Source organism: Mesorhizobium calcicola (assembly GCF_042682105.1).
GTDB classification, from domain to species: domain Bacteria; phylum Pseudomonadota; class Alphaproteobacteria; order Rhizobiales; family Rhizobiaceae; genus Mesorhizobium; species Mesorhizobium calcicola.
Map to the genome: position 1 here is coordinate 25190 of NZ_JBHUGY010000080.1, position 13753 is coordinate 38942.

A 13753-nucleotide genomic window follows, 5' to 3' on the forward strand; every position below is an offset into this window, starting at 1 on the left:
CCAAACCGCTTGGGATTCAATGTGTATCGACAAAATGTATTTGGAAGATGGAGCGTGTCTTGCACGCTCCTGTCATTTGTCTATGCCCCAAGCATTTCGGCACAGGTTTCAATAGCCAACACAGGCGTTGGCCAAACTCTAGGAGGGGTAAATGAAAATCGTACGGTTTTTCCTTTCACTCGCTGTGTTGCTTCTGGCGTCGGTCTTCCTGATTGCGCCAGCTTCCGCGCAAGCGACACGGACGTGGGTTTCCGGCGTCGGCAACGACGCCGATCCGTGCAGCCGAACGGCACCTTGCAAGACGTTTGCCGGCGCCATCTCGAAGACGGCGACGGCTGGCGAGATCAACTGTCTCGACCCGGGCGGCTTTGGCACGGTCACCATCACCAAATCCATCACCATCGACTGCAAGACGACTGAAGGTGGCGTGCTCTCGACCCTGGTGAACGGCATCGTCGTCAACACGCCCGCCGGCTCCGCGGTGCATCTTCGCGGCATCGATATAGACGGTGGGGGCACGGGGCTCGACGGCGTGCGGATGCTTGGCCAAGGTCAGCTGCATATCGAGGATTCCAACATAGAGAGGGTGACCGGCAACGGCGTCGAATTCGCCCCCAACGGCAACAGCGAACTCTACATAAGCAACACGCGGATCGCCGAGACAGGCGCTGAAGGCGTTCTCATCAAAACGTCCTTTGCCGTTGGAATTAACGCCATCCTTTCGAAAGTGGAAATCACTAACAGCGCCAGTGGCATTCTTGTCGACGGCACCGGCAACACCGTTGCCATGAACCTGACACTGACCGACAGCGTGGTCAGCGGCAACACCGGCAATGGGGTGGCGATCAAATCCGTCGCCGCGGCATCGCCGGTGCGCGCGACGATTATCGGCAACACGATCAGCGCCAATGCCGGCAGCGGCGTCAACGCGAACGGTGCCGCTGCCAGCGGCAATGGAAGCGCCATCGCCTTTCTCGGCGAATCGACGATATTCGGCAATGTCACCGGGGCCAGCAACACCGGCAGCGGCGCCGTCCAGTCGTTCAAGAACAACATGATCTCCGGCAACGTATCCGACGGTACGCCGCTCGCGGCCTTCCCAGGCCCCGGCGGTACGCCATTGCAATAAGCGCCTGCCGCCCCCGCGGCAGCATGAAACAAAGGCGATGCCGGCCGCCCCTCCGGGGCAGTGCGGCATCGCTTTTTTGTTCCCGATCGCCACAGCAGCCTTGCGTCTTGCGCTGCCGCCGGTAGCACGCTCGGCCATGGCGCCCCGAACCGCCGACTAATGAGACCGGTCCGTGCTCGCTGTTTACGTTAACGATATTTTCCAGTCGCGGAGATCATCTGCGATCGGAACGCATATTTATCGACAATAACGCGCCGCATCGCTGGAAATCCAAATTAGGACGAGGTAGTATCCACCCCGCTTGGGTCCAGTGTGCATCGACGAATCGTATCTGGAAGATGGAGTGTGTCTTGCACACTCCTGTCGTTTATCTATGCCCCAAGCATTTCGACACGGGTTTCCATGGCTGACGAGGGCGTTGGCCAAATCTAGGAGGGGCGAATGAAGATCGTACGGTTTTTCCTTTCACTCGCTGTGTTGCTTCTGGCGTCAATCTTCCTGATTGCGCCGGCTTCCGCACAAGCGACTCGGACGTGGGTTTCCGGCGTTGGTGACGACGCCAATCCATGCAGCCGAACGGCACCTTGCAAGACGTTTGCCGGTGCCATCTCGAAGACGGCGACGAGCGGCGAGATCAACTGTATCGACCCGGGCGGGTTTGGCGGGGTCACCATCACAAAATCCATCACCATCGACTGCAGAAACGTTGAAGCTGGTGTGCTTGTGGCCGGCACGAACGCCATCATCGTCAGCACGCCTGCCGGCGCCGCAGTGCATCTTCGCGGCCTCGACATATTCGGTGTGGGCACCGGCCTCGACGCCATCCGTATGGTGGGTCAAGGTCAATTGCATGTCGAGGACTGCAACATAGAGCGGTTTACCGGCAACGGCGTCGAATTTCTCCCCAATGGGAACAGCGAACTCTACATAAGCAACACGCGGATCGCCGAGACAGGCGCTGAAGGCGTTCTTGTCAAAACGTCCTTTGCCGTTGGAATTAACGCCATCCTTTCGAAAGTGGAAATCACCAACAGCGCCAGTGGCATTCTTGTCGACGGTACCGGCAACACCGTTGCCATGAACCTGACACTGACCAACAGCCTGATCAGCGGCAACACCGGCAATGGGGTGGCGATCAAATCCGTCGCCGCGGCATCGCCGGTGCGTGCGACGATTGTCAACACCACTATCAGCGCCAATGCCAGCAACGGCGTTAACGCGAACGGTGCCGCTGCCAGTGGCAACGGAAGCGCCATCGCCTTTCTCGGCGCCTCGACGGTGTTCGGCAATCTCACCGGGGTCAGCAATACCGGTAGCGGCGCCGTCCAGTCGTTCAAGAACAACATGATCTCCGGCAACGTAGCTGACGGTACACCGCTCACAGCCTTCCCGGGCCCTGGTGATACGCCGCTGCAATAAGCGAACGCCGCCTCCGCGGCAGTATGAAACAAGACGATGCCTGCTGCCTCTCAGGGGGCAGTGCGGCATCGCTTTTTTTGTTCTCGATTGCGACAGCAAAGGCTTGGGTCTGCATTGCCCCGGTTTGCACGGCTCGGATCGCTTTGCTATAGGCGAAGTCCCTATCCTGGCGGGGCCGGCCCCACCATCACCCAACTGTTGAACGAGGCATTCTTTCCATGGCGAAGATCAAGGTGGCGAACCCGGTCGTCGAGCTCGACGGCGACGAGATGACCCGCATCATCTGGCAGTTCATCAAGGACAAGCTGATCCACCCTTATCTCGACCTCAAGCTTGAATATTACGATCTCGGCATCGAGCACCGCGACGCCACCAACGACCAGGTGACCATCGATTCGGCCAACGCCATCAAGAAATATGGCGTCGGGGTGAAATGCGCGACGATCACGCCAGACGAGCAGCGCGTCGAGGAATTCAAGCTGAAGAAGATGTGGAAGTCGCCGAACGGCACCATCCGCAACATCCTCGGCGGCACAATCTTCCGCGAGCCGATCATCATGAAGAACGTGCCGCGGCTGGTGCCCGGCTGGACCAAGCCGATCATCGTCGGCCGTCATGCCTTCGGCGATCAGTACCGCGCCACCGATTTCCGCTTTCCCGGCAAGGGCAAGCTGACGATCAAGTTCGTCGGCGAGGACGGCAACGTCATCGAGCACGATGTCTACGATGCGCCCGGCTCCGGTGTCGCCATGGCGATGTACAATCTCGACGAGTCGATCCGCGAGTTCGCCCGCGCCTCGCTGAACTACGGCTTGCTGCGCAATTATCCGGTCTATCTCTCGACCAAGAACACCATCCTTAAGGCCTATGACGGCCGCTTCAAGGACATTTTCCAGGAAGTCTACGAGGCGGAGTTCGAGGCCGAGTTCAAGTCGAAGAAGCTGTGGTACGAGCACCGGCTGATCGACGACATGGTGGCGTCCAGCCTGAAATGGTCCGGCGGTTATGTCTGGGCCTGCAAGAACTATGACGGCGACGTCCAGTCCGACACCGTTGCGCAAGGTTTTGGTTCGCTTGGCCTGATGACCTCGGTGCTGATGACGCCGGACGGCAAGACGGTGGAAGCCGAAGCCGCGCACGGCACCGTCACCCGCCACTACCGCCAGCACCAGAAGGGCGAGGAGACCTCGACCAATTCGATCGCCTCGATCTTTGCCTGGACGCGCGGCCTCGCTCACCGCGCCAAGCTCGACGACAATGCCGAGCTGAAGCGCTTTGCCGAGACGCTGGAAAAGGTCTGCATCCAGACCGTCGAAAGCGGCTTCATGACCAAGGACCTGTCGTTGCTGATCGGCCCAGACCAACCCTGGCTCTCGACCACCGGCTTCCTCGACAAGATCGACGAGAACCTGCAGAAGGCGATGGCGTAGCCGACCCGGAGCGGGAGGGGGCACCATGGGCAAGCCCGTCGTCTACGGCGCGGACTACAGCGTCTATGTGCGCATCGTCCGGCTCGTGCTCGAGGAGAAAGGCATCGGCTACACGCTTGCGCCGGTCGATGTCTTTGCCGCCGAGGGCATTCCCGCCTGGTATCTCGAACATCATCCGTTCGGCCGCATCCCGGCCTTCGAGCATGACGGGTTTCGCCTTTTCGAGGCGAGCGCGATTGCGCGCTATGTCGACGAAGCCTTCGACGGGCCGGCGCTGCAGCCGAGGGATCCGCGCGGCCGTGCACGGATGAACCAGATCATCGGCATGCTCGACGCCTATGCCTACAGGTCGATGGTCTGGGATGTCGCCGTCGAGCGGCTGGAGAAGGACGCGCCCGACGAGATCCTGATCGCCAACGGGCTTTCAAAGGCGAGCAAAGCGCTTCGGACGCTCGCCTCGCTGAAAGCGCCGGGGCCGTGGCTTTTGGGCGACCAGCTGACGCTGGCCGATCTGCACGCGGCGCCGATCATCGGCTATTTCATCAAAGCCGCCGAGGGGCAAAAGCTGCTCGCCGAGTTTCCCGAAATCCAGGCCTGGTGGGACCGGATCGCAGCCCGTCCAGGCTTTGCGGCGAGCGGTCCGGCGACCTGATGGCCTGCGCCCGCCATTCATTCCGCCCCGCCGTTCATTCCGGAAGATAGATTTCCGCCTTCATGAAGGTCTTGGCGCATCCCAGGATCAGCACACGGTCTCCAGCCAGATCACACAGCAGATGCCCGCCGCGCTGCGAACACTGGAATGCCGACAGATGGGCCTTCCCGAGCTTTTCAGACCAGTAGGGCACCAGCGTCGCATGAATGGAGCCGGTCACCGGATCCTCGGGAATGCCCGCTCCGGGAACGAAATAACGGGAGACGAAATCATGCGTTCGTCCGCGCGCGGTAATGACCAGGCCGAGCGGGTGGAAGGCTCCGATCCTGAGCAGATCGGGAACGAAGGACCGGACGGACAGCTCGTCGGCGAGCTCGACGAACAGGTTTTCAAAATTGCGAAAGCCCGCAACCGGATGTGGGGATAAAATCTGCTGCAGCGCCAGCATGGTTTCGCCATCGACGGGCTGCGGCGGAAAACACGGCAGATCGAGCTGGTAGGCGCCTTGCCGCTGGGAGACCCGCAACTCACCCACGCGCGTGGCAAAGGCCATGTCATCAGCCACATTGTGTTGCGAGGCCAGCACATGGGCGGTCGCCAGGGTGGCGTGGCCACAGAAGTCGACTTCGTGAACTGGCGTGAACCAGCGCAAATCCCAGCCCTTCCCATTCGGCCGCGCAAAGGCGGTTTCGGCAAGATTGTTCTCGTTTGCGATGGCCAGCATCACGTCGTCGGCCAGCCAGTCCTGCAAGATGAGGACGGCGGCAGGATTGCCCTGAAAGGCGCGGTCGGCAAAGGCGTCGACCTGATACATGGTCAGCGTGGGCACATCGTCCTCTGGATGTCCTGCGGGGGAGCCGGCTGTCAGGTCGGCCCCGCATAATGTCTGATTGCCGGTCGCGGGACCATCAGCCAGCGACGCGCAAGACAGGCAACGGCGTTTCTTCTGTTGGTATCGCAATGGGATTGCGCAGGCGCTCGGCAATGCGGCGCCCATGCTTCTGGAGCGGCTTTTCGAGATAGCGGGCCGATAGTTCCGCCAGGACTGCCGTAAGACCAAGGCCGACAACCACCAAGGAAATCGAATAGGCGTGCGCCCCGATTTTATCTCGGTCGCCGACGATGCCGGCAAGCAGCACTTTCGAGCTTATAAAGGCAATGTTGTGGAGGAGATAGATCGCGTAAGACCGGCTCCCTATCCAGACCAGAACAGAATGCTGCTTTCGCAACAACAGTCCTTCGTTGAACGATGCAGCCCATACCAGCGCGCCGCCGCCCAGCGCAATCAACGATACGGAAAACGAGACAACAGAGCCGGCAGCGAGCAGTGCCATACCTGTCAGGATGAACACCAACAACGGGATGCGAACTGCGTCATTTCGGAGAAAATCGGGCTTGAACAGCAGGCTGCCCGGATTGTTGTTTCGGCACAGTGCAATCAAAACGCCGACCAGCAGCGCATCGGTCCTGGTGATCCAAAGTGCCGAATGTATGTCCCGATCAAGCGGAAGCTGCAGCAACATCCCGCCGATGCAAATGGCCATCAGGTATTTTCTCGCGAAAACGATGACGAGCGGGAGAACGATATAGAACTGCTCTTCCAGGGAGAGCGACCAGTACAAACCCTGGTGGATGCCGCAAGGTTCGACCGCTTTTGTTGCGCACTCATAGAAGTGCCAGTTGGCCGAGTAGAAGAGAACGGCCACCGCATCGCTCAGGTTGCCGTAAAATGAGCCGAAGACCTCGGTCTTGTACCAAATGAGCGACAGCACAAGAACGGTGGCCAGAACGGTCCAGGATAGAGGCAGGAGGCGGTATGCCCTCCTGATCGCGAAGGACGCCAATATCCGCGCGGGGCGGGCACCGGGGGTAATTTCGCGCAAAAGCGACGTCGTGACCACGTAGCCGGAAATCACGAAGAATATGTCGACGCCGAACCAGAAGTTGGCCCTCTGAAACAGCGGCCCCCACACGGCCGACTCCCAGGGCAGATAAAACGGGATGTGGCTTAGAACAACCAACATGATCGAAAATGCGCGCAGCATCTCGATTTCGTTGTTCTTTGTCTGCGCCACCTTGCCCCCTGTCGGTCGTCCCTAACCGGCTCTCCCGGCGCCGACAATAGCCAATCATCGTCCGAAAGGAAAACCCATGGATCAACCGTCGCAGAGCAAACGGCCGGCGTCTCCGATCAAACCATAGCCGCCGAGAACAAGGACCTTCATGTCGTGGCTTTCAGGCTGCCTCCAGCGCAGCCTTGACCGCGGCGATCGCATCGGCTGCCTTGGAGGCATCCGGGCCGCCGGCCTGGGCCATGTCGGGCCGGCCACCGCCGCCCTGACCGCCCAATGCGGCGGAGGCCACGCGCACCAGATCGACGGCGCTGAAGCGGCTTAACAGATCATCGGTGACGGCGACCACGACGCTCGCCTTGTTGTCCTCAGCCGTGCCGACGAAGACGACGATGCCGGAACCGAGCGAACTCTTGCCGGCATCGGCCAGCGGCTTCAGATCCTTGGGCGAGACACCCGAGACCGCCTTGCCGAGGAAGCCGACGCCCGCCACGGTCTCGTTCTCCGACGGCGCACCCGCCGCGGCACCGCCGCCCAGCGCCAATTTCTTGCGCGCTTCGGTCAGTTCCCTTTCGAGCTTCTTGCGCTCATCGAGCAGCGCCTCGACCCGCGCCGGCACGTCGGCCGGCGAGATCTTCAGCGTCGCGGCGACCGATTTCAAACGCCGGTCCTGCTCGTCGAGATGCTTGCGCGCCGCCTCGCCGGTCAAAGCCTCGATGCGGCGCACGCCGGCGGCGACCGCGCTGTCCGACACGACGCGCACCAGACCGATGTCGCCGGTCGCCCTGACATGCGTGCCGCCGCAAAGCTCGACCGAATAGGGCCGGTTGGCCTTGGCGCCATGCAGGCCGGTGCCCATCGACACGACGCGCACTTCATCGCCGTACTTCTCGCCGAACAGCGCCATCGCGCCCTCGGCAATGGCGTCGTCGACCGACATCAGGCGCGTCGACACCGGGCTGTTCTGGACGACGATCTCGTTCGCCATGCGCTCGACCGCTTCGAGATGCTCGGGCGAAATGGGCTTGTTGTGCGAGATATCGAAGCGCAGGCGCTCGGGCGCGACCAGCGAACCCTTCTGCGCGACATGGCTGCCCAGCACCTCGCGCAGCGCCTCATGGATCAGATGCGTCGCGGAATGGTTGGCGCGCAGCCTGGAACGCCTGTCATGGTCGACCTTCAGCTCGACGGCAGCGCCTGTCTTGACCGTGCCGCTGGCCACCTTGCCGATATGGACGAACAGCCCGTCGGCCTTCTTCTGCGTATCGGAAATCTCGATCGAGAAGCCTTCGCCTGAAATGACGCCGGTGTCGCCCATCTGGCCGCCGGACTCGGCATAGAACGGCGTCTGGTTGACGACCACGGCAACCGCGTCGCCCTTGCTTGCGCTGTCGACGGTCTTGCCGTCCCTGACGAGCGCCTGGACGAGGCCTTCCGCCTGCTCGGTCTCGTAGCCGAGGAACTCGGTGGCGCCGGCCTTCTCGCGTACCGGGAACCAGATCGTCTCGGTCGCCGCGTCGCCGGAACCTGCCCAGTGAGCGCGCGCCTCGGCCCTCTGCCGCTCCATCGCATTGGTGAAGCCGGCAAGATCGACCGAAATGCTGCGCTGGCGCAATGCATCCTGGGTCAGATCGAGCGGAAAGCCGTAGGTGTCGTAGAGCTTGAAAGCCGTCTCGCCATCCAGCATGTCGCCAGAGTGAAGCGTTTCCGTCGCCTCCGCGAGCAGGCCGAGGCCACGCACCAGCGTCTTGCGAAACCTGGTCTCCTCAAGTTTCAGGGTCTCGGTGATCAACTGCTCGCCGCGCACCAGTTCCGGATAGGCCTGGCCCATCTCGCGCACCAGGGCCGGCACCAGGCGCCACATCAGCGGATCGCGGGCGCCGAGCAACTGCGCATGGCGCATGGCGCGGCGCATGATGCGGCGCAGGACATAGCCACGGCCTTCGTTCGACGGCAGCACGCCATCAGCCACCAGGAAAGAGGACGAGCGCAGATGATCGGCGATGACGCGGAAGGACGCGACCGTCTCCTTGTCGGGACCGTGACCGATGGCGGACGACGCCGCATCGATCAGGTGACGGAACAGATCGGTTTCAAAAACGCTTTCCACCCCTTGCAGGACGGACGCCATGCGTTCCAGGCCCATGCCGGTGTCGATCGACGGGCGCGGCAGGTCGATGCGCTCCTCCTTCGTCACCTGTTCATACTGCATGAAGACCAGGTTCCAGAATTCGAGGAAGCGATCGCCATCCTCCTCCGGGCTGCCGGGAGGGCCGCCCCAGATGTGTTCGCCGCGGTCGATGAAGATCTCAGAGCACGGCCCGCAAGGTCCGGTGTCGCCCATCGCCCAGAAATTGTCCGAGGTCGCGATGCGGATGATGCGGTCGTCGGAAAAACCGGCGATCTTCTTCCAGAAGCCGGCCGCCTCGTCGTCCGTGTGATAGACGGTGACCAGCAGTTTGTCCTTGTCCAGCCCGAATTCCTTGGTGATCAGGTTCCAGGCAAGTTCGATGGCGCGCTCCTTGAAGTAGTCGCCAAAGGAGAAATTGCCGAGCATCTCGAAGAAGGTCAGGTGGCGCGCGGTGTAGCCGACATTGTCGAGGTCGTTGTGCTTGCCGCCGGCGCGAACGCTCTTCTGGGCGGTCGAGGCGCGCGAATAGGGTCGCTTCTCCAGGCCAGTGAAGACGTTCTTGAACTGCACCATGCCGGCATTGGTGAACATCAGCGTCGGATCGTTACGCGGCACCAGTGGGCTCGACGCGACGATCTCGTGACCCTCCTTGCGGAAGTAGTCGAGAAAAGTCGACCGGATCTCGTTCACGCCACTCATGAATGCTGCCTTTTCGAGAGAGCCGCCGGCAAACCGGCGGAAAATGGGCTCTGGGTCTTAGAAGATAGACTTGGCCTTTTAGCCGCCGCGCTTCACCCTGTCCAGAAACACGGAATTGGTCCAATTCACGGCCTTTGCCGACGGTTCGAACCGGCCGAGTTGGCGCCAAAACGCAAACCGCCGGCTCGAAGGCCGGCGGTTCGGAACGCGAAAACACAGAACTCAATTACATAAGCTTGAGATAATGGAACAAGATTATGGCCGAACTCCGGCCGGCATCTTGCGCACGAAACTGTTACATCGCGCCGGATTCCTCCTCGAAACCGTCGTCGCCGCTCTCGGAGCCGCCATTCTCGAGGAATTTCTCGGCGATCAGCCCGGCATTCTGCCTGAGCGCCAGTTCGATCTCGCGCGCCGTGTCGGGATTGTCGCGCAGGAACAGTTTGGCATTCTCGCGGCCCTGGCCGAGACGCTGCGAATTGTAGGAGAACCAGGCGCCCGACTTCTCAACCACGCCGGCCTTGACGCCGAGATCGACCAGTTCGCCGGTCTTGGACACGCCCTCACCGTACATGATGTCGAACTCGACCACCTTGAAGGGCGGCGCCAGCTTGTTCTTGACCACCTTGACGCGGGTCTGGTTGCCGACGACCTCGTCGCGGTCCTTGACCGAGCCGATGCGGCGGATGTCGAGACGGACCGACGCGTAGAATTTCAGCGCATTGCCGCCGGTCGTGGTCTCGGGCGAACCGAACATGACGCCGATCTTCATGCGGATCTGGTTGATGAAGATGACCATGGTGTTGGAACGCGAGATCGACGCGGTCAGCTTGCGCAGCGCCTGGCTCATCAGGCGGGCCTGCAGGCCGGGCAGCGAATCGCCCATCTCGCCTTCGATTTCGGCGCGTGGCGTCAGCGCCGCGACCGAATCGACCACCAGCACGTCGATGGCACCGGAGCGCACCAGCGTGTCGCAGATTTCCAGCGCCTGCTCACCGGTGTCGGGCTGCGAGATCAGAAGGTTTTCCAGATCGACGCCAAGCTTGCGGGCATAGACCGGGTCGAGCGCGTGCTCGGCATCGACGAAGGCGCAGATGCCGCCCTTCTTCTGGGCTTCCGCGACGGTGTGCAAGGCAAGCGTCGTCTTGCCCGAGCTTTCCGGCCCGTAGATCTCGATGATGCGGCCGCGCGGCAGGCCACCGACGCCAAGCGCGATGTCAAGGCCAAGCGAACCGGTCGGCACGGTTTCGATCTCGACGACCTGCTCGTTCGCGCCGAGCCGCATGATCGAGCCCTTGCCGAAAGCCCGCTCGATTTGCGACAGCGCCGCATCCAGAGCCTTTGATTTGTCCACCGCTTTGTCCTCTACCAGCCGCAAAGAATTCTGAGCCATGATACATCACCCCTTGGTCGTCAATGAAGGCCGGACAATCCGTAATCCCTGCCTATTTGTACCTTTTTTGTTCTCGTTTTGCAAGAGGGATCAACTCTTTGATAAGCAATCAATATCCGGATTTGTTCTTTTTTTGTGCCAGGGATTCGATCAGGAATGCACCCCGCATTGGGCCAGGCGGCGTGTTCGTTTCGATCTGCCGAATCGCTGCCTTGCGTGCAAAACTCGGCCACCCAGCCTAAAGCGTATTGCGTTTGAACGGAACCGGGCGCCGCGCTTCAGGTCCTTGTTTTCAAGCGTGTCGTTCGCCCATAACCGGGGCCGCTCTTGGGTGACACGCATTGGCGCTTGTGCGTCTGGAATAACAAAGGTCATATCGCCGGCATGCTGAAATCCGCAAGAATTCTAGCCATAGGTGGCGCCCATATCGACCGACGTGGTCAGGTGGCCGGTCCCTATGTACCGGCCGCGTCCAATCCCGGCACGATGCGCGAGGATGTCGGCGGCGGCGTCTTCAACGCCTTGCGCAGTGCGGTTCGTCGCGGCGTCTGCGCATCGCTGCTGTCGGTGCGCGGCGGCGATGCCGCTGCCGATACCGTTTCACGAGCCATCGCCGCCGCAGGCATTGCCGACCTGTCCGCCGTGTTCCTCGATCGCACGACGCCGAGCTATACAGCCCTGATCGACCGGGAGGGCGAACTGATCGTCGGCTTTGCCGACATGGCGCTCTATGACCTGGCATTCCCGAAGCAGGTCAGGCGCTCCAAGGTGCGGGAGGTTGTCGCTGCCGCCGATGCCGTCTTCTGCGACGCCAACCTGCCGACGGCGGCACTGGAGCGGCTTGTCGCACTCGCCGCCGGCAAGCCCGTCTTCGCCATTGCCATTTCGCCGGCCAAGATCGTGCGCCTGAGGCCCGTGCTCGGCAATCTGGCTGTCGTCTTCATGAACCGCCGCGAGGCGGTCGCACTGGCCGGCCTGGACGGTGCTGCTTCTCAACACGACATCGTCGACGGGCTGAAACGCGCCGGCCTCGGGAGCGCGGTGGTGACGGCGGGCGGCGCTGCCATGCTGGGCTTCGATGAAGCCGGCGCATTCTCGATCCTGCCGCCGACGCCAAGAAGGATCGCCGATGTCACCGGCGCCGGCGATGCGCTGGCAGGCGCAACGGTCGCTGCCTTGCTGCGTGGCATGCCCTTGCGCGCGGCCTTGCGCGAAGGCATCGCCGCGGCGACGCTGGCCATCGAAAGCGCCGACGCCGTCCCCGATTTCACCGCGGCGGGCTTCGCTGAAGCGCTGGCTCTTGTGCCCGATGCGCAGGAAGTGGCATGAGACCGGCAAATTCATAAGTGCCGGAGTGTTTTTCGCGCGTCCAAGTGGATGCGCCTTGCTCCGGGTTGGAGACGCAAATGACCCCAGAGACCGCCCGCCCCTTCATCGACATCCACACGCCTGTGGCACAGGGCCTGGCCGCGGGCCGACCGGTGGTGGCGCTGGAGAGCACCATCATCACCCATGGCATGCCCTACCCCGACAATGGCGCCATGGCGGCGGATGTCGAAAAGATCATCAGCGATGGCGGCGCGGTGCCGGCGACGATCGCCGTGGTTGGCGGCCGCATCAAGATCGGCCTGTCGGACGGCGAGCGCGAATCGCTGGCGATGACCGGTGATGCCATGAAGCTGTCGCGCGCCGACCTCGGCTTTGCCGTCGCGCAAGGTCGCACCGGCGGCACCACCGTCGCCGCCACCATGATCGCGGCGCATATGGTCGGCATAAAAGTGTTCGCCACCGGTGGCATCGGCGGCGTGCACAAGGGTGCGGAAAAGAGTTTCGACATTTCCGCCGATCTCGACGAGTTGGCGCGTACGCCGGTCATTGTCGTGTCAGCCGGCGCCAAGGCCATCCTCGACATCGAAAAGACGCTGGAAGTGCTGGAAACGCGCGGCGTGCCGGTCGTCGGCCATGGCTGCGAGACGATGCCGGCCTTCTGGTCGCGGCATTCGCCGTTCCGCGCGCCGCTGACCTTGCACAAGCCTGAAGAGATCGCGCATTTCTACCAGACACGGCAGGCGCTGGGGCTCGCGGGCGGCATGCTGATCGCCAATCCGGTGCCGGAAAACCACGAAATCCCGGCCGAAGAGATGGCGAGTTACATCGAAGCGGCGCAGAAGGCCGTGGAAGCGCTCAACGTGACCGGCAAGGCGGTGACGCCGTTCCTGCTGGGGAAAATCCTCGAACTGACCGGCGGCAGGAGCCTGAAGACCAACATCGCGCTGGTCGAAAACAACGCAAGGCTGGCGGCGCGGATTGCGAAAGCTTTGTAACGCAACCGAAATTCAGGCGGGCGGTGAAAGGCTTGGCGCGACTGCCGAGTTCCTTCACACCCCCTCTGTCCTGCCGGACAAGATGTCCGGCAGGACAGAGGGGGTGCTGCCCCGCCGGCGTTTCCAGCCCTGCACAGCCGCAAGGTCCAAAAGTCGTCGCCTACTTCCCCACCCGCAGCCCTGCCTCGTAAGCTCGCCGCGCCCAGAGCGTCATCTCGTCGGGATCGTCAAAGGCGCTGTCGGGAATGCTCCAGTAAGGCATGGAGACCAGTTTGCCGTGGCGAGAGCCGGTCTAGGTCCATTGCCGGCAGCCGGCGGCCTCGAAGTCGGGCGCGCTTTGCTCGTCGGCCTTCAGCATCAATTCGCCGCGCAGCACGATGGCGATGATGACACCGTCGAAATAGATGCCCTTGCCGCCGAACAGTTTGCGGATGCTGACCGGGCCGAGGCCCTCGAACAGTTCGGCAATGCGTTCATTGTCCATGCCGCGATCATGTCATCGGC

10 protein-coding genes and 1 pseudogene are annotated in these 13753 nt (G+C 62.0%); 6 read left to right on the forward strand and 5 right to left on the reverse strand.

The window, feature by feature from the left end:
* Positions 1 to 151 precede the first annotated feature (151 nt).
* From ACFSQT_RS38590 to ACFSQT_RS38605, 4 genes are all read left to right on the forward strand, one after another.
* Positions 152 to 1129 carry a right-handed parallel beta-helix repeat-containing protein gene (locus ACFSQT_RS38590; RefSeq protein WP_379027212.1) on the forward strand — a complete coding sequence of 326 codons (978 nt, stop codon included), beginning with the start codon at positions 152 to 154 and terminating at the stop codon, positions 1127 to 1129.
* Between the two features lie 441 nt (positions 1130 to 1570).
* The gene (locus ACFSQT_RS38595) at positions 1571 to 2548 is read left to right on the forward strand and encodes a right-handed parallel beta-helix repeat-containing protein (RefSeq protein ID WP_379027213.1); all 978 of its coding nucleotides are present in this window, start codon (positions 1571 to 1573) and stop codon (positions 2546 to 2548) included.
* Positions 2549 to 2766: 218 nt separating this feature from the next.
* On the forward strand, positions 2767 to 3978 hold the full coding sequence (locus ACFSQT_RS38600; RefSeq protein ID WP_379027214.1) for an NADP-dependent isocitrate dehydrogenase: 1212 nt from the start codon (positions 2767 to 2769) through the stop codon (positions 3976 to 3978).
* Between the two features lie 25 nt (positions 3979 to 4003).
* Positions 4004 to 4630: a glutathione S-transferase family protein gene (locus tag ACFSQT_RS38605; protein ID WP_379027215.1), complete on the forward strand. Its 627-nt coding sequence runs from the start codon at positions 4004 to 4006 to the stop codon at positions 4628 to 4630.
* 34 nt (positions 4631 to 4664) lie between these two features.
* Here the strand turns inward: ACFSQT_RS38605 and ACFSQT_RS38610 are convergent, their stop codons facing one another.
* The 4 genes from ACFSQT_RS38610 to recA form a co-directional block, all read right to left on the reverse strand.
* Complete coding sequence (locus tag ACFSQT_RS38610) at positions 4665 to 5459, reverse strand: PhzF family phenazine biosynthesis protein (RefSeq protein WP_379027216.1); 795 nt, start codon at positions 5457 to 5459, stop codon at positions 4665 to 4667.
* A 79-nt stretch (positions 5460 to 5538) separates the two neighbouring features.
* Positions 5539 to 6705: an acyltransferase family protein gene (locus ACFSQT_RS38615; RefSeq protein WP_379027217.1), complete on the reverse strand. Its 1167-nt coding sequence runs from the start codon at positions 6703 to 6705 to the stop codon at positions 5539 to 5541.
* Between the two features lie 160 nt (positions 6706 to 6865).
* Complete coding sequence (gene alaS / locus ACFSQT_RS38620) at positions 6866 to 9532, reverse strand: alanine--tRNA ligase (protein ID WP_379027218.1); 2667 nt, start codon at positions 9530 to 9532, stop codon at positions 6866 to 6868.
* A 295-nt stretch (positions 9533 to 9827) separates the two neighbouring features.
* Positions 9828 to 10925 (reverse strand): recombinase RecA, encoded by a 1098-nt coding sequence (gene recA, locus ACFSQT_RS38625; RefSeq protein WP_379027219.1) that lies wholly within the window; start codon positions 10923 to 10925, stop codon positions 9828 to 9830.
* Positions 10926 to 11309: 384 nt separating this feature from the next.
* Between recA and ACFSQT_RS38630 the strand changes: the two genes are divergently transcribed.
* The gene (locus ACFSQT_RS38630) at positions 11310 to 12254 is read left to right on the forward strand and encodes a carbohydrate kinase family protein (RefSeq protein ID WP_379027220.1); all 945 of its coding nucleotides are present in this window, start codon (positions 11310 to 11312) and stop codon (positions 12252 to 12254) included.
* 77 nt (positions 12255 to 12331) lie between these two features.
* Complete coding sequence (locus ACFSQT_RS38635) at positions 12332 to 13249, forward strand: pseudouridine-5'-phosphate glycosidase (RefSeq protein ID WP_379027221.1); 918 nt, start codon at positions 12332 to 12334, stop codon at positions 13247 to 13249.
* A 160-nt stretch (positions 13250 to 13409) separates the two neighbouring features.
* On the opposite strand, the pseudogene ACFSQT_RS38640 reads toward ACFSQT_RS38635, so the two are convergent.
* Positions 13410 to 13733: pseudogene (locus ACFSQT_RS38640) on the reverse strand (TfoX/Sxy family protein).
* Positions 13734 to 13753 lie beyond the last annotated feature (20 nt).